The organism is Bifidobacterium vansinderenii, assembly GCF_002234915.1.
Lineage (GTDB): Bacteria > Actinomycetota > Actinomycetes > Actinomycetales > Bifidobacteriaceae > Galliscardovia > Galliscardovia vansinderenii.
In genome coordinates, this window is record NZ_NEWD01000007.1 from 123,407 (window position 1) to 140,069 (window position 16,663).

The following is a 16,663-nucleotide window of genomic DNA, read 5'->3' on the forward strand; positions in this document are numbered from 1 at the left end:
ATTGAACGCGTTGGCGGGGCGCGTGGTTCAGGTGCTTGGAACATTCGGGTGCGGTGCTCGAGTTGGTCCGCGCATCAAATCATCGTTCGGGAAACTTGGGAGTCGGAATGCGACGGCGCGAAAACTTGGGAGTCGAAACGAGACATTGTGAGCGTGCACAATCGTCGCAGGCGTTTCGTTTCGACTCCCAAATTCGTTATGACTCCCAAATTGGGCAAGAATGCGTACGCATCGTGGGCAGATGGTCACAATGCGAGAATATCCGCTCTTTGGGGCGCCAAAGTCCCGTTTTTTGCCTGATTTTCGGGAATTTGACGCCCCAAAGAGCCGAATTCGGGTATTTGACGCCCCAAAATGCCTCGGGATCGGGGTATTCGTGTCCGTCGCGCTCGCATCGTGGTCGGCTGCGTCCGAAAAGCGAGAGAATCGGCGATTCGCAGCGTCAAAAGGAAGCCTCGGTAGGGCTGCGACGGGTGTTTCGTGCTGTGAATTGCGGATTTCGGGTATTTCGCGCTGTGAAAACAGCGTGCGGCGGCGTGGTTTTGTTTGTGCGGGGGGGCTGTGTGTCGGTGTGAGGCGTGCGCCGACGTGCGGCTGATGCTGGGATATGCGATGAGTGACGCGCGATGAGCGGTGCGTGGTGAAATGGCGCGTGATGAGTGACGTGCGATGAGCGGTGCGTGATGAGCGGTGCGTGATGAGTGGCGTGCGATGAGTGTCGCACGATGAGTGGTGTGCGATAAGCGGTGTGTGATGGGTGGTGGGTGGTGTGCGGTGAGTGACATGCGATGAGTGACACGCGATGAGTGACATGCGATGGGTGACGCGCGATGAATGGCGTGCGATGAGCGTCGCGTGATGAGTGGCGTGCGATGAGCGGCGCGTGATGGGCGGCGTGCGCGGAGCGGTGCGTGATGAGCGTTGCGCTTTGGACGACGCGCGTTGGATGGCGCAGTGCGGTGCTTTCGACACGCTGATGATAATGAATCTCATTAAGGCGTGTATACTGGGCATCACAGTTATTGATAACGGATATCAATATGGATTGATCCGATTGATTCCAACAACGGTAGATGATGAGGAATGCAATGATGATGGAGAAGATGCGTGCAAAGTCCAATGGACTGAAGCGAGTGGTGGCCGGCGTCGCCGCGCTGGTGATGATCGGCGGGCTCGCCGCCTGTGGCAATGCCGGTTCGGATTCCGGCGACGCGTCCGCGAACGCCGACGGCACGATCGAAGTGGTCGCCAGCATCAACCAGTGGGGATCGGTGGCGCGCGATCTCGGCGGCGACAAGGTGGACGTCAAGTCCATCATGACCGCCACCAACGTGGAGGCGCACGACTACGAGCCCACGTCCTCCGACATCGCCGCGTTCTCCAAGGCACAGGTGGCCGTGATCAACGGCGCCGACTACGACTCCTGGGCGTCCAAGGCCGCCGACTCCACCAAGGCCACCGTGGTGGATGCCGCCGAAACCGCGGGAAAGAAGGACGGCGACAACCCGCACGTCTGGTTCTCGCACGACGTGCGTGAGAAGACCGCCGATGCCATCACCGCGGCCTATGTGAAGGCCCTGCCCGACCAGAAGGAGTACTTCGAGCAGCAGCACGAGGCCTGGGAGGAGAAGGAGCAGGCGGTCGAGGACAAGATCGACGCTGCCAAGGCTACGACCGAGGGCGTGCCGTATGCGGCCAGCGAATCCGTGGCCTGGTACCTCGCCGACGATCTGGGCATGACCGACGCCACCACCGACGGCTACAAGAACGCCAGCGCCAACGAGAGCGAGCCGTCGCCCGCCGACATCAAGGCGTTCGTGGATGCACTCGAATCCGGTTCGATCAAGACGTTCGTGCTCAACACCCAGGAGGAGGACTCCACCACCAAGCAGCTGATCGCCGCCGCCAAGAAGGGCTCCGTGCCCACGGTCGAGCTCACCGAGCAGATGCCCAAGGAATACGACGACCTCACCGACTGGATGGGGGCGCTGGTCGACGACTTCGCCGCCGCCGTCAAGTAGTGACGGACGCGCCGCACCCTTTCCTTCCCCTCGAGGGGAAGGTGGCCGTCGCAGACGGACGGATGAGGTGAGCTACGGGTGACGGACGCGTGAGTCAAGAGTCATCGTCAAGGACGATGTCGTTTTGCCGGCGACTGCGTCGCGTCACCTCATCAGTCAACCTTCGGTTGACAGCTTCCCCTCAAGGGGAAGCCTGAATAGTACAAGACGCACCAACCTTCGGTTGACAGCTTCCCCTCGAGGGGAAGCCTGACTGACATAAGACGCACCCCATCGGTCAGCCTTCGGCCGGCAGCTCTCCTCTCCCTCAAGGGGAAGCCTGACTGGTCTCACCCCTTTCCTTCCCCTTGAGGGGAAGGTGGCCGTCGCAGACGGACGGATGAGGTGATCTCGCCGATGAGACCCCCCATCCGTCTGCCGCGTTCAGAGCCGTGTCGACTACCGGCCCAGGGACTGGGCGTTCTCGATGAGCGCGTTCTTCAGGTCGCCTTCGAGCTGGCGCATCTTCACTTCGGCGGCCTCGCGGTTGGCCTTGCCCTCGCGCTGGATCTGCACGGTCTCGCGCAGCGTGGAGATCAGCTCGGAATTGACCTTCTCCAGCGTTTCGATGTCCACCACGGAACGCTGGTTCGCCCTCTCCGCCTCCACGGCGCTCTGGTGCAGTGCACGGGCGTTGGCCTGAATGAGCCGGTTGGTCACGTCGTCGGTCTTCTTCTGCAGTTCGAGGGCCTGACGCTGGTTCTCCAGACCGAGTGCGATCACCATCTGGCTCTTCCACACCGGAATCGTGGTGGAGATCGTCGTATCGATCTTGTCGCACACCATCTGATCGGCGTTCTGGATGATCTTGATCTGCGGCGCGGTCTGCAGGCAGATCACGCTCACGCGATCCAGATCGTCGAGTCGCTTGGCGAACCGTTCCAGCTTCGCCTTGAAATCGGAGAGAATCTGCGCCTGCATCGGGTCCTGCGACGCCTTAGCCTGCTCCTCAAGCTTGGGCAGCTGGTTCGTGTTGAAGTCGTCGAGCGCCTTCTTTCCGGCGAGCACGGTGATCTTGAGATCGCGGTACTGCTCGGCGTTGCGGTCGTACATGGTGTTGAACATGCTGATATCGCTCGTCAGCTGGCTTTGCGCCCGCTCGAGCTGACTGACGATGTCGTCGATCTGAGACGATACCTTCTCGTAACGGCGGCGCAGCTTGGCGATGCTCACGGCCACGGTGCCGAGAATCGGGATCTTCTTCACGCCGCTGAGCTCGGCCTCATCCACGGTGACGAGCAGTCCCTGCAGCAGTTCGCCGGCCTGTCCGGCGTCCTTGGAACGGGTGTGGGACAGGATGTCGTCGGCGAAGCTCGAGGTGGCGCGCTGCACGTCCTTGCCGTATGAGGATTCGATGCCCGAACGCGTCAGGTCAAGCGATTCGGCCAGCTGAACCACCCGGGCCTGATCGGCCGGGCTTAGTTTGGCGATCTGCTGGTCGGGGGTGACGGCCACGTCCTTGTCGGCTGTGACGGGTGTCGTCAGATCAGAGCTGGAGGTCGCGTTCGAACCGGCGAGGTCGCTGAGTGAGATTTCCTTCATGATTGGTTGAGCCTTTCTATTCTGGTTAACGTTTTAGGGGATTGGGTGCGTGGCTCCCCTCAGTCGCAGCCCCTCGGGGGAGGGGAGCCGGAGGATCGGGACGGAACCACAAGACCGGGTCCCCAGTCCTCTGAAGAGGGGCGCCGGAATCCGGTCTTGCTATCCCTGCTGCTTCTGCAGGATGGCGATGATGGCCTGCATGGCGTCGTTGCTCGGCAGTTCGGTCACCGACGTCACCTGATCCACCGTGCCCGGCACGCCGAAGCGCTTGATGCCGTCAGTGCCGCTGAAGTTCGCGGACCGGAATCCGTGCTGCTGCCATGCCAGCTTCTGCACATCGTCGCTCTTCAGCAGATTGAGCAGCTTATGGCCCTTGTCATCGAGCGGGATCAGCATGTGCGTGCTCCACACGGTGGGAGTGGGGTAGACGATCACGATGTCGTCTTTCACCTGCTTCCACGCGTCGGGCTGGTTGACGGCCAGATCAAGCACCTGGTTCTCGTAGCCGATCATCATGGGCTTGGAGCCCACGCCAAGGGTGAGGAACTGGTTGAAGCTGTCCTCCGAGCTGGAGTCCATCCAGCCGGACTTGCCGAAGATCGCCTGGATGGTGGCGCTGTCGCGCTGCACCGAATCGGGGGTCGCCGGCTGCCCTCCGTTGAGCACGTCTGCGACGAGCGCCGCGTACTCGTTGCCGGAGTTCGACTTCACCGGATCGGTGGAGTCGATGCGGAACTGTCCGTATCCGTCTTTCCACCCCACATCGGCCCAGCTTTTGTCGTTCGTCATCGCGTCCACGGCCTTGGCCATGTCGATGTGGTAGACGCCGTTCTCCTGACTCATCAGGCCGCTTGCCACGAGCGAGTCGGCCACCTGCTTGTGCGTGTAGATCACGATCGGGCTGTTGAATACGATGTCGGCGCCGGACGTGTCGATCTTCTGCGCCTTACCGTATTCCACCGCCACCTTGGAGGAGGGGAACAGATAGCTCATGCCGTTGCGGTCGGCGGTCATCATATCCAGCGATCCGGCCTTGCGATAGTCGACGTCAAGGCCGTTCTTCTTCGCCAGGTCAAGGAACTTCTGATCCTCGAACAGGCTGATCTTCTCGCCGCCGAGATACCCGCTGATCGTTTCGGTCTTGACCGGCGTGGGCGTGTTTTTCTGCTGCCATCCGCGGAACGCTATCGCGCCGCAGATGACCAGTACCACGACCAGCAGCGCGGCAAGGCCTATGATCTTCGATTTGCCGATTTTCACCGATTCCCTCCCGTGCTTTGCGGCCCCATGTTCTGCGGCGTCTGCGTTTCTTGCGCGCCCGGCGTTCCTGAAGCACTCGACGTTCCCGGAGCGCCCGACGTTCCCGGAGCACTCGGCGACGCCGTGTATCCGTCCATGCTCGCCAGACGAACGATCGCGTCGGAATCGGCGGACAGGGCGAGCGTTTTGGCCTCCACCGCGCGCGACAGCTCTCCGGCCGCCGTCTGCTCAAGCACCTGCAGCGCCTCGATGGTCTCCGTGCGCGCCTTGCCGATCTGATCCGTGGCGCCCGACTGCTCCACCTCCACGTAGCCGCGCAGCAGCTTCTCGGTCTGCACGCCGTACACGTTCACGTAGTGGCGCAGCGTGTCGTACGACTGCGGGTTGGATTCCACGAACTGCACGAGCGCGCGCGTGGCCACGGCGAAGTCGTCGACCTCCTTGCCCACGAGCTGATCACGCACCTGGGAGCGCAGCTTGCCGATGGCGCTCAGATTCGCATTGGCGGCGTCGATGGCCTCCACTGCCTTCTGCCCGTTGGGGATGGCGGAGGCGAGCACCTGGCCGAGCTTGCGTTCGGGCTGGGTGAGGAAGCCCACGCCCACATAGCCGGCCACGGCCAGAATCAGGGCGACCACGGTTCCGGGGATGCCGCCGCCGCAGATCCAGAATCCCAGTAGCGCGAGCGCCAGGCCCGCGACGAAGCTGGCGATGACGCTGAGCATCAGTTGTATCCCTTCACCTGACGGAACACGGTGGCCAGATCCTCGGTGCGGCCGTCGAACACCTTGGCGTTCGACAGGCTCGCCAGTTCGTTGAGCTGGCTGGGATCGGCCTCGCCGAACATGATCGGGAAGATCGGCACCTCATGGCCGTTGGCCTTGTAGTCGGCGGTGAATGCGTCCTTGTTGCCGGTCTGCGACTGGCCGTCGGTCATGAGCACGATCGCCGTGGTGTACTTGGAGAAGTCGTCGGGCATGTTGTTCTTCAATGCGGCCTCGAGTCCCGCGTAGATGTCGGTGCCGCCGTTCGGCCGGGTGTCGGATCCCGTGTTCAGGATGGCGCTCGTGTCGGTGCCGGTGGTCTTGGTGGGGTCAAATGCCTTGGAGGAGAACGGGATGAGCACGTTCACGTCGTCGTTGCCGGGCTCGATGTGGGCCTGCTTGGCCTGATCCGGGTCGAGTGCGGCGTTGAGCCCGCGCACCACGCCGTCCTTGCCCTGACCTTCCATGGAGCCGGAGTAGTCCACCACCCATACGGTCCAGCTGGGCTTTCTGAGGATGGTCTGGTAGACGCTCAGCGACGAGGTGATCACGTCGGCCGAGGGCATGGGGATGGTCTTGAGCGCGGACGACGTGGCGTTGATGCCCCATTCGGAGCGGAACGAGTCCTTCACCTTGGCGTTGTCGGCGTAGGTGAGCACGCCGCCGAGTCCGGTGCGGCGACCGGATTCCTCGAACAGCAGCTTGGCGCTCTTGGACTGCAGCGCCTTGCTGAATTCGCCGAATGCCTTGTCGGTCTTCTGCCCGCGGTCCACGTAGCCGAGCGGCGAGTCGGACACGGCGATGCCGTCGGCGGGGTAGATCGCCACCAGCGGATCCTTGCCGTCCTTCGTCAGCTGTTTGTTGGCCTGGATGACCAGGGACTCGTAGTTGACCATCGCGTCGAACCGGTCGGGGTTGGCCACGACCATGTCCTTGAGCCAGTCGGACGAGCCGGACGAACGGTCCACGCCCGACAGCAGCGTCTTGACCGAGTTCTGCACGTCGGACTTGTTGAGATCGTCCTGCGTGAGCGCCTGACCGGTCTTGGCGATGGCCGTCAGGAATGCCAGATAGGCGGACGCGCCCGAGTTGGACTGCGTGGCGCTGGTCATCGAGAACTTCAGCTGTCCGGACTGCACGGCGTCGATGATGTCGGTGGTGGCCACCGACTTGGTGGTGCCGTCGTCGTTCGCCCAGCCGAGCTGCTGGGCCTTCTTCTTCGCGATGCCGAACACGATCGGCGTGGTGGACGTGCTCTGCGCGTTCTTGACGATGTGCTTGGTGTCGCCCATCGAGATCCACATGCTCGACGCCGGCCAGACGGCATCGTAGTCGCCGCCGCCGTTCTCGAGCGTGTTCATGATGTCGAGCGAACCCATGTAGTCAAGCGTGACGGCCACCTTGGAGTCGTCCACGGCCTTCTGGATGGCGCCCGCCACCTCACGGTTCTCGGAGCCCGACGCGATCTTCAGCGTGGCGGTGGGGGAGCCGGACTTCGGCTTGAACTCCTGGGTCTTGACGTCGCCCGACGTCGGTGTGGTGGAATACGAGCCGTCCGACACGTTGCCAGAACCGCCGTTCGCGTTGTCGTTTCCGCCCGCGCACCCGGCCAGCATCATGGCCGTCGCCAGCACCGTCGCCACCACCGCGACCGTACGTTTTCTCAATGCCTGTGTTATCGATGCGGTTCGTGGTCCGAGCATCCTGTCTCCCCTGTCGAGGCCTTCCCAACGTCTGTTTGGCGGAAAGGCACATATCCTTATGATCATTGTCGATCGGGAACATTGCCATAGGAGGGTATGAAGTTAAACGCATGGTGAACTCTGCATGTATTCCGCATATCGTGCGGGTAGTTTGCGTATTTTCCATGTTCCGAACGGGAAACCTCCCGATTCCGACGGGCGAGTACAGTACCGTCCCGTGGTTCGCATGCATACGATCAAACGAGCGAGTGCCGACGCCAAATACCGACAGATGACCTCCAGCCCGATCAGGCCGCTAATCCTTAGACTGTGCCTGCCCGCGGTGATCTCCAACCTGGTCACCACCGCATACAATCTGACCGACACGTTCTTCATCGGCCAGCTCGGCACATCCCAGTCCGGCGCCATCGGCATCGCGTTTTCGATCATGACCGTATTGCAGGCGATCGGATTCTTCTTCGGCAACGGTGCGGGCAATTCCATGAGTCGCGAACTGGGCAAGCGCAACGACGATCGTGCGGCCCGACTGCTGGCCGTTGGCTTCACCGGATCCGTGCTGTGTGGCCTGACCGTGGCGGTCGTCGGACTCGTCACGCTGCATCCGCTGGTCATGATGCTCGGCTCGACCGCCACGATCGCACCGTACGCCGTGCAGTATCTGACGCCGATCCTCATGGCGGCGCCCTGCGTGTGCGGATCGTTCTCGCTCAACGGTCTGCTGCGCTATCAGGGGCAGTCGGCGTTCGGCATGATCGGACTGGTGACCGGCGCGCTGCTCAACTTCCTGCTCGCACCGCTGTTCATCTTCGTGCTGCATATGGGTATCTTCGGTGCTGGATTGGCGACCGGCATCTGCCAGACGGTGAGCTTCATCATTCTGACGACGATGAGCCGCCGGTTCGGCGTGATCCGCCTGTCGCTGCGCAACTGCCGGCCGGACGTGCTGCTGCTGCGCGAGATCGCGGGAGGCGGCCTGCCGTCGCTGATCCGTCAGAGCGCCGGATCGATCGCCACCACCTGCGTGAACATCGCCGCCAACCCGTTCGGCGACGCGGCCATCGCGGGCATGGCCATCGTGATGCGCATCATGCTCGGCGCCAATTCGATCATCATCGGCCTGGGACAGGGGTTCCAGCCCGTCTGCGGATACAACTACGGTGCCGGCAAGTACGACCGTGTGCGGCAGGCCTACTGGTTTTGCGTGAAGCTCGCCACCGGTGTACTTGTGGTGCTTGCCCTGCTGATCTGGTCGTTCGCCCCTCAGCTGGTCGAGATCTTCCGCTCGGACCCGGCCGTGGTGGCGGTGGGTGTGGCCGCGCTGCACTTCCAATGCATCACGGTGGTGACCAACGGCGTGAACATGATGGGCAACATGATGAGCCAGACGCTCGGCAAGACCGGCATCGCCTCGTTCCTCGCCGTATGCCGAACCGGACTGTTTCTGGCGCCGGCCGTGCTGATCCTGCCGCACTTCCTTGGCGTGCTGGGCGTGGAGATGGCACAGTCCGTGTCCGACGTCCTCACCTTTCTGGTCACCATTCCCATCCAGCGTCGCATCCTCAGATCCCTGTACTGATGAATTACGTGCTTCCTCCGCGGGAGGGAGCTGTCGCGCGAACGTGCAAATGTGGTAGGAGAGGATAGCCCACCCGCCATACCCGATCCGCATACCTTCGCATGGCGTAAACGTATTGGCCATTTCCTCCGACCCGTGATTGAGTGATCTCGATGAACACGAATGGAAGACCGACTCGGAAAGGATCGATGATATGAGCGCTACGACCACATGGCACACCATCCGAGAGGCGTCGCTGATCTCGGGACTGCCGGAATCCACGCTGCGCTACTACGAGCAGGTGGGCATCATTCCGACGATCGCGCGCGATCCGAGCTCCGGGCACCGCGCATATTCCGACGCCGATCTCGAACGGCTGACCACGATCTCGTGCCTGTCGTCCACCGGCATGCCGCTCGATGCCATGCGTGAGTATCTTGCCAACGCCGCCGAAGGGGCCGAGGGCGCCCGTCGGCAGATGGAACTGCTTGACGCGCAGGCGTTGCGACTTGCCGCCAAGGCCGAGGTCATCCGCATGCAGCAGGCGTACGTGTCGTTCAAGACGCTCTACTGGCGCGCCGTCGCTGAAGGACGAGAGGGAGACGCCCGGCGTCTGCTGGAGGAGAACTCCGACATCGTGGACAAGGTCAAGCATCTGCAGGTGGAGGGCAAGGTGGCGGGCGGCGTCGGCCGCTGATTGTGCCCATTGCAGGGGCGGAATATCGGTTTTCCGCGGTCGCTGGCATCGGGATGCCGAGTTTTGTGGTTTTGAAAGGCCGAATACCGGTTTGAGGGCCGGTGATGACGGTCGCGTGGAGTGATTTTGGGTCGATCTGGGCAAGGAAAAACCACAAAACTCGATACCCGGTTCAGGCGGACCCCATTGTCGGGCGTTTTCGGGCGGATCGTGCGAAAACGCTGACGGCGTAGTCGTTGACTTCAAGCGCTCGAGGTCTATAGGACTGGAATCGTATAGGAAAGGAGCCTCATATGGGCAAGTCAGGCAAGCGAATTCTGGTCACGTATTTTTCGGCGACAGGCACCACACGGGCGGTGGCCGCGCGACTGGCCACGGCGGCCGACGCCGATATCAAGGAGATCGTACCGGCACAGCCGTACACTGCCGCAGACATCGACTGGCGTGATCCGTCCAGCCGTTCGAGCATGGAGAAGCGCGACCGGTCGATCCGTCCGGCGCTCGACCACCCGATCGACGTGACGCCGTACGACGTGGTGTTCGTGGGATACCCGCTGTGGTGGGAGACCGCGCCGCGCGTGGTGCGCACGTTCCTGGAAAGTCAGGATTGGAAGGGCAAGACCATCGTGACGTTCGCCACATCCGGCTCGAGCGTGCGCGGCGCCGACGGCGTGCAGCTGCACGATTCCGCGCCCGACGCCGAATGGGAGAAGGGCCGTCGCCTCGCCGCGAACGTGAGCGAGCGCGAACTGGCCAAGTGGGTCGACGAACTGGGACTGTGACCGCGTCACCGTCCTTGTTCCTTACCGTCCCCTGAAACACAGAAACCCCGAAATCCGTTCTCTGGAGCGCCGATCACCCGTTTCGTGTCGATTTCGGGTGTCTGGCGCTGCAAAGAGCGGATTTCGGGGTTTCTGGCGCTATCGGCGCGCTCCTATTGCGCGAGTCGAGCGGGCTCGGTGCCGGGCCGGGTTACTTCACGATCTTGAAGCCGCCGGTCCACGGGGTCTGCTCGGTCACGCCGAGGATGATCTGCAGGGCGCCGTAGCCCTCGAGGTACTGCGCGCGCTTGAGCGGGCCGGCGTCCACGGTCTTGAGACCGGCGGCCTCGATGAACGCGGCCACGGACTTCTTGGCGGCATCGTCGTCGGAGGCCAGCTGCACCACGGTGGGGGCGCCGTCGTTGACGCCGAGGGCCAAGGTGGCGGCGAATGTGGTGTTGAAGCCCTTGACGATCGTTGACTGCGGCAGCTTGCCGGCCAGGTACTCGGCGGCGGACTTGGCGCCTTCCGGCAGGGCCAGGTCGAAGGTGGTGAAGTCGATCGGGTTGGCCACGTCTACCACGGTCTTGCCGGCGAGCTGGTCGGCGTAGGCGGCGATGACCTCGGCGTAGGCGGGGAATGGCAGGGCGAGCACGACGATGCTGCCGGTGATCTCGGCCGCGCCGAACTTCGCGCCGGTCACGCCTTCGGCGGCCGCGGCGGCCTTGTCGGGGTTGCGGTCGATGACCTGCACGTTCGCGCCGGCCTTGACGGCGATGCCCGCCACGGCGGATCCGATGTTGCCTGCGCCGAAGATGGTGATGTTGGTCATGGTTGCGTTCCTTTCAAGTGGTTGCCGTCGGTGAGCACCGCCGGCGGTTTTTGGGTTCGGGTTGTGATTGATCAAGTTATCTCGCTTCGACATATCTCTTTTCGAGGTATCTCGCGGCGTTGGTTATGACTATATACCTCGAATAGAGATATGTCTAAACGTGGCGTGTCGAAACGAGGTATGCTAGAGGTATGAGCCTGATAGAAATGATGATTCTGGGGTTTCTCTCGGAGAAATCCATGTGCGGATACGAGCTGCGCAAGAAGATGGAGCAGCTGCAGGGATACGCGCGCAAATTCAGTGACGGCGCGATCTATCCCGCCACGACCCGTCTGGTGAACGCCGGACTGATCTCGGAGCGCTCCGAGCCCCGAGACGGACGCCAGCGCCGCGTGTTCACACTGCTGGACGCCGGCCGCGAGAAGCTGATCGAGGAGCTGAAAGGGGCGAGCGGCTTCTATATCACCGACTTCGCCAAGTGGACCGTCGTGCTCACGTTCCTGAGCGTCGTGCCGGACAAGGACGACCGTGACGCGGTGCTGCGCCGCCGCTACGATCTGCTCGCTGGGCAGGATATCCACTTCTTCTACTGCGACGCCGGCAACCCGCTGTCGCTCGATCAGATCGACGACCCGTACCGTCGGGGCATCATCAGGGTGCACGACGCCGAGATCGCCGCCGAGATCGCATGGCTGCGCGGCGAACTTGGTCTGGAGTCGGACGGCAAATAAAAAATCCGCGATTCACAGCGTCTTTGCCCCGCCATAGGGGTCGGAGAACTTCCGAATGACGCTGTGAATCGCGGATTTTGTCATGGGCCTACCAGCGCACGGAGATGCGCTCGCCGATGTGTGCGTCGGCGTCGGCCGCGGTCGCCTCGTCGACGATGGCGGTGGCGTAGTCGGCGTAGCTGATGACGCTATTGCCCTCATCGTCCGTGGTCAGCTCCTCGCCGGCCAGCACGTAGCGGCCGGTGCGCTCGCCATCGGGCAGAAACTCGGCGGCGGGGGACACGAACGTCCAGCGCACGTCGTCACGCTTGCGGATCACATCGAGCGCCGCGCCCTGGGCCTTCGACAGCGGCACATACTCGGCCGGGAATTCCGGGGTGTCGAACAGCTGCAGCGTGTGCTCCGGATTCACGTACAGGCTTCCCGCGCCGCCGACCGCGATCAGTCGGGTGTCGGTCCCGGCAAGCGCGTCCGCCAGATGGGCGATCGACTTGGAATGCTGGTCCAGCGTGTCCGGCGTCCATGCGCCGAACGCGTCGACGACCACGTCGAATCCGGCGAGATCGGCCGCGGTCAGATCGAACAGATCCTTGACGATGGCGTGCGGTGCGACGGTCCGGTTCTCGCCGCGCACGACGGCGGTCACATCGAGGCCGCGATCGACGGCCTCCTTGACGATGAGACGGCCGGACTTGCCGTTGGCTGCGATGACTGCGATCTTCGTCATGGTGTGCTCCTTGCATGTGTGGTGTTCCTTGGCGACTCTTGTGCAGCCGCCGATGTGATAGTACGATATTGGAGTACATTCAAAAACGGAAGAAGGCACCTGAAAGTTCCATAGTTACCAAAAAGGAACCATTGTGCAATTCCAACGATCTGACGAGGTATGAACATGGTCGATATCACTGCGCTCCCGGCGTGTCCCGTGGAGACGACGCTGACGTTGATCTCCGATAAGTGGAAGATCCTCATCGTGCGCGACCTGCTCGACGGCACCAAGCGCTTCAGCGAACTGCGGCGGTCCATCGGGCACATCTCGCAGAAGGTGCTCACCGCGAACTTGCGGCAGATGGAGACCGACGGTCTGGTGAGCCGCAAGGTGTACGCCGAGGTGCCCCCGCGCGTGGAATACTCGCTGACCGACACTGGCCGTAGTCTGCAGACGGTGATCGACGCCCTGTGGGATTGGGGAGAGCGGTACAAGGAGCGTGTGGGCGTCGCCTGAATCCCGTTGCCGAGCGATCGCTTGTCGTCGTTCGAGCATCCACGGCTACTGGCCGTTCTCGCCCGCCAGTTCGGCCACGGCCGCAACGAAATCACGGACGATCGGCGTCGGATGCTGTGCGTACAGCAGTCCGTACGGTACGGTGATGTCCCAGTCCATCGGAATCAGTCGGATGGACGGATGGAAGTTGTGCCAGATGCTCTTCGCCAGCAGCAGGTCGCCGGACTGCGCGCATTCGTTGAACACGTCGAACTCGTACCGCTGCAGATCCACGAGTTCGACACCGGGATTGGCCGCAAGCCGTGCCCGAGCATCGTCCAGCGCGTCGCCCCCGCCGATCGGCGGCAAGTGCACGCGCTGGCCGGACAGGTCATCCACGGTCAGCCGCGCCCGATTCGCCAGCCGGTTCGTCAACGGCACGCCCATGCACAGCTGGTATTCGGCCAGCTGCACCGCTCTGCACGGGTGGTTCCAATTGGTGCGGGAGAATCCCGTGACCACCACGTCCACGGTGCCGCCCAGATGATCGAGCTCGTACAGGAATCCGTCCGGCGCGTCCGACAACGGCACAAGCTCAAGGCGGATCGGGGGATTGTGCGCGGCCATGGCCGGGGCGAGCCGCGACCACAGGTCCAGCAACGCCGTGGCAGGGCGCAGCAGGGAGACGCCGAGGCGGATGCTGGCATTGGCGCCCGTCATCCTTTGCGCCCGACGCAGCGCATGCTTCGACTCCTCGATGATGTCGTAGGCGTCGGCGACCAGCGACACTCCGACCGGAGTGAGCGTCACGCCGGCGCGGCCGCGCTTGAACAGCGTGAGATGATGCTCCTGCTCGAATCCGTTGACCTGCTTGATGAGCGCCGGCGTGGAGATGTGCAGATGCGCCGCCGCCCGACCGAAGCTGCCGAGCTCGGCCGCGGCGAGGATCGCATCGAGGCGTCTGTCGTACATATGAACTCCCGTGTTGATGGATGGATTGCGGGTGGGCTCCCCTCAGTCAGCTGCGCTGACAGCTCCCCTCAGCGAGGGGAGCCAAGGCTTGTATTGTAAACCTATGGTTTATGGATTATGAACCATAAGCATTTATGAACCGTTATTTTTCAACTGTTCTTGAGAATATCATGGCTACTGCAATAACCGGATGAATATACAAATCGCTGTAATCCAAGTCAGAGAACACAGGAGATATATGACGGATTCCATCAGAACGACGGCCATGAACGTGCCGCATGCGCCGAATGCAACGAACGCCACGCGATCGCACGACGACACCGCATCCCACGGCGATCGTCTCTCCTCCAACCTCACCACGTTCGCGGCGGCGGTCGCATCGTTCCTCGCCGGCATGGACGTGCTCATCGTCAACGTGGCGCTGCCCACCATCGCCGCGGAACTCGGCGGCGACATGGCCGTGCAGCAGTGGGTCGTCGACGGCTACACGCTGCTGTTCGCCGCGCTGCTGCTCCTCGCCGGCAGCCTGACCGACCGGTTCGGCGCCAAACGACTGTTCCTCGCCGGCGCCACACTGTTCGGCGCGGCCTCGCTGTTCTGCTCGTTCGCCTGGTCCATGGCCGCGCTCGTGGCCGGCCGATGCCTGCTCGGCGTGGCATCCGCGCTGATCCTGCCCGCGTCGATGGCGCTCATCAACGAGGCCAATCCGAACCCGCGACGACGCTCGTGGGCGCTGGCCCTGTGGGGTGCGGGCGGCGCATCCGCATCGGCGGTCGGCCCGCTGCTCGGCGGACTACTCACACCGATCCACTGGAGTCTCGTGTTCGCCATCAACGTGCCGTTCTGCCTCATGATCCTGGCCGTCGCGCACTGGATCAAGCCATCGCCGAATCGTGCCATCCGCTTCGACTGGCTCGGCCAGGCGTTGTCATTGATCGGCCTGACCGCGCTTGTCGCCGGCATCATCGAAGTCGGCTCGATCGGATTTGCGGCACCCGTCACGCTCGCGCTGCTGGCGGCCGGCCTGATTGCGCTCGTCGCGTTCCTGCTCTCGCAGAAGAAGGTCGCCGCGCCGATGATGCCACTGAACCTATTCCGCGTGCGCGGCATGCAGGTGGCGTTGCAGATCGGATTCATCATGATCTTCAACTGGTACGGCATGGTGTTCATCTGCACGATGTTCCTGCAGAACGAACTGCACATGAGCCCGTTCGCCGCCGGACTCGTGTTCGTGCCGTCCGCGTTCGTCACGATCATCGGCAACCTTGCCGGCGGGCAGATCATCAACGCGCGCGGCTCCAAATTCTCGATCACATTGGGCCTTGCGATCATGATCGTCGGCTTCCTGATCGAATTCCTCACACCCGCGCCGATCCCCGTCTGGGTGATCGCCACCGGGCTCAGCATCGTCGGATTCGGCGCAGCCATCACCACGCCGTCCGCCGCCGGCGTGGTGCTCAAAAGCGTGGACTCCGCGCAGGCCGGCATCGCCTCGGCCATGTTCAACACGTTCCGTCAGGTCGGCGGCGCGATCGGCGTGGCCGTATTCGGCGTGATCGCCACGTTCCTGCCCAGCCTCACACTCGCCCTGCGCAGCGTGTTCATCGCCTCCGCGATCCTGCTCGCCTACGTGCTGGTGTTCGAGCTGCTTCGCTGGCGGGATTGCTGACCAATATGCGACCCTATGACCGAATTGTGACCAACGTGGTCATAGGGTGAATCGCATGACGCAAACCGTGCAATGGGATTCGGAACAGTATCTGCGATTCAGGAACGAGCGCACGCAGCCGTCGCGTGATCTGGCGATGCAGCTGCCGACGGACGATGGCACGGTCCGCCGCGTGCTCGACATCGGCTGCGGGCCTGGCAACAGCACCGCCGTACTGCGCGAACGCTATCCGCAGGCGAGGATCCTCGGCGTCGACAGCTCCCCGGAGATGATCGACGCCGCGCGCAAGGCCCACCCCGACATCGACTTCACGCTGTGCGACGTGTCGAAACCCGGAGATCTCGCCGCATTGCCGCATGACTTCGATATCGTGTTCTCCAACGCGTGCATTCAATGGGTGCCGGACCATCCGCGGCTCATTCCCGCGCTGCTCGGTCTCCTGCGCCATGGCGGCATGCTCGCCGTGCAGACGCCGATGAACTACGAGGAGCCGATCCACCGCATCATCGCCGACGTTGTGCATTCGCCGAAATACGCCGACCGGCTTCCGCAGCAGCGTGAGTTCTTCAACCTCACCCCACCCGAATACTGGGAGCTGCTGCACGGCAGCGAGCTGACGGAGACCTTCCGCATCTGGAAGATCACGTACATGCACAACCTGCCCTCGCACGCGGCCATCATGGACTGGTATCGCGGCACCGGACTGCGACCGTACCTGCAGGCGCTCGCGGACGACGGCGAACGCGCCGCCTTCGAAAACGAGGTCTTCCGCCGCGTGCGCGACGCCTATCCGACGCAGTCCGACGGCAGCATCATCTTCCCCTTCCCGCGATTCTTCTTCACCGCCGTACGCGGGTAGCGGGGTATTGCCCGGCGGCGGGGACGAGGCGCGGCTCAGCCGAGCGCGCTTGAC

Annotated in this window: 15 protein-coding genes; 8 read left to right on the plus strand and 7 right to left on the minus strand. The window is 62.9% G+C overall.

Annotation, left to right across the window (positions count from 1 at the left end; translation table 11 throughout):
* Positions 1-1,088: 1,088 nt before the first annotated feature.
* Positions 1,089-2,021, plus strand: coding sequence for a metal ABC transporter solute-binding protein, Zn/Mn family (locus tag Tam10B_RS04090; protein ID WP_408606627.1), 933 nt, complete (start codon positions 1,089-1,091; stop codon positions 2,019-2,021).
* Positions 2,022-2,459: 438 nt separating this feature from the next.
* On the opposite strand, the gene Tam10B_RS04095 is transcribed toward Tam10B_RS04090, so the two are convergent.
* From Tam10B_RS04095 to Tam10B_RS04120, 4 genes are all read right to left on the minus strand, one after another.
* Positions 2,460-3,602 (minus strand): toxic anion resistance protein, encoded by a 1,143-nt coding sequence (locus tag Tam10B_RS04095; RefSeq protein ID WP_093959992.1) that lies wholly within the window; start codon positions 3,600-3,602, stop codon positions 2,460-2,462.
* Positions 3,603-3,761: 159 nt separating this feature from the next.
* On the minus strand, positions 3,762-4,862 hold the full coding sequence (locus Tam10B_RS13490; RefSeq protein WP_233133576.1) for a hypothetical protein: 1,101 nt from the start codon (positions 4,860-4,862) through the stop codon (positions 3,762-3,764).
* Positions 4,859-5,587, minus strand: coding sequence for a 5-bromo-4-chloroindolyl phosphate hydrolysis family protein (locus tag Tam10B_RS12885; RefSeq protein WP_143248534.1), 729 nt, complete (start codon positions 5,585-5,587; stop codon positions 4,859-4,861). Before Tam10B_RS12885 ends, Tam10B_RS13490 begins: the two co-directional genes overlap by 4 nt.
* Positions 5,587-7,293, minus strand: a complete 1,707-nt coding sequence (locus Tam10B_RS04120) for a vWA domain-containing protein (RefSeq protein WP_233133577.1) — start codon at positions 7,291-7,293, stop codon at positions 5,587-5,589. Before Tam10B_RS04120 ends, Tam10B_RS12885 begins: the two co-directional genes overlap by 1 nt.
* A 253-nt stretch (positions 7,294-7,546) precedes the next feature.
* Here Tam10B_RS04120 and Tam10B_RS04125 point away from each other — a divergent pair, with 253 nt between their 5' ends.
* From Tam10B_RS04125 to Tam10B_RS04135, 3 genes are all read left to right on the plus strand, one after another.
* Positions 7,547-8,905, plus strand: a complete 1,359-nt coding sequence (locus Tam10B_RS04125; RefSeq protein ID WP_093959994.1) for an MATE family efflux transporter — start codon at positions 7,547-7,549, stop codon at positions 8,903-8,905.
* Positions 8,906-9,098: 193 nt separating this feature from the next.
* Positions 9,099-9,581 (plus strand): MerR family transcriptional regulator, encoded by a 483-nt coding sequence (locus tag Tam10B_RS04130; RefSeq protein WP_093959995.1) that lies wholly within the window; start codon positions 9,099-9,101, stop codon positions 9,579-9,581.
* A gap of 293 nt (positions 9,582-9,874) precedes the next feature.
* On the plus strand, positions 9,875-10,363 hold the full coding sequence (locus tag Tam10B_RS04135; RefSeq protein ID WP_093959996.1) for a flavodoxin: 489 nt from the start codon (positions 9,875-9,877) through the stop codon (positions 10,361-10,363).
* A 190-nt stretch (positions 10,364-10,553) separates the two neighbouring features.
* Here the strand turns inward: Tam10B_RS04135 and Tam10B_RS13495 are convergent, their stop codons facing one another.
* Positions 10,554-11,267: an NADPH-dependent F420 reductase gene (locus Tam10B_RS13495; RefSeq protein ID WP_143248535.1), complete on the minus strand. Its 714-nt coding sequence runs from the start codon at positions 11,265-11,267 to the stop codon at positions 10,554-10,556.
* Positions 11,268-11,365: 98 nt separating this feature from the next.
* Here Tam10B_RS13495 and Tam10B_RS04145 point away from each other — a divergent pair, with 98 nt between their 5' ends.
* A complete protein-coding gene (locus Tam10B_RS04145) occupies positions 11,366-11,905 on the plus strand; it encodes a PadR family transcriptional regulator (RefSeq protein ID WP_093959998.1) in 540 nt (179 codons plus the stop codon).
* An 88-nt stretch (positions 11,906-11,993) separates the two neighbouring features.
* On the opposite strand, the gene Tam10B_RS04150 is transcribed toward Tam10B_RS04145, so the two are convergent.
* Positions 11,994-12,632: an NAD(P)-dependent oxidoreductase gene (locus Tam10B_RS04150; protein WP_093959999.1), complete on the minus strand. Its 639-nt coding sequence runs from the start codon at positions 12,630-12,632 to the stop codon at positions 11,994-11,996.
* Positions 12,633-12,791: 159 nt separating this feature from the next.
* Between Tam10B_RS04150 and Tam10B_RS04155 the strand changes: the two genes are divergently transcribed.
* On the plus strand, positions 12,792-13,130 hold the full coding sequence (locus tag Tam10B_RS04155) for a winged helix-turn-helix transcriptional regulator (protein ID WP_332881255.1): 339 nt from the start codon (positions 12,792-12,794) through the stop codon (positions 13,128-13,130).
* A 45-nt stretch (positions 13,131-13,175) separates the two neighbouring features.
* Here the strand turns inward: Tam10B_RS04155 and Tam10B_RS04160 are convergent, their stop codons facing one another.
* Entirely contained in the window at positions 13,176-14,081 is a 906-nt protein-coding gene (locus tag Tam10B_RS04160) for a LysR family transcriptional regulator (protein WP_093960000.1), read from the minus strand.
* Positions 14,082-14,319: 238 nt separating this feature from the next.
* Here Tam10B_RS04160 and Tam10B_RS04165 point away from each other — a divergent pair, with 238 nt between their 5' ends.
* The gene (locus Tam10B_RS04165) at positions 14,320-15,750 is read left to right on the plus strand and encodes an MFS transporter (RefSeq protein ID WP_233133578.1); all 1,431 of its coding nucleotides are present in this window, start codon (positions 14,320-14,322) and stop codon (positions 15,748-15,750) included.
* A gap of 55 nt (positions 15,751-15,805) precedes the next feature.
* Positions 15,806-16,609: a methyltransferase domain-containing protein gene (locus Tam10B_RS04170; protein ID WP_093960001.1), complete on the plus strand. Its 804-nt coding sequence runs from the start codon at positions 15,806-15,808 to the stop codon at positions 16,607-16,609.
* Positions 16,610-16,663 lie beyond the last annotated feature (54 nt).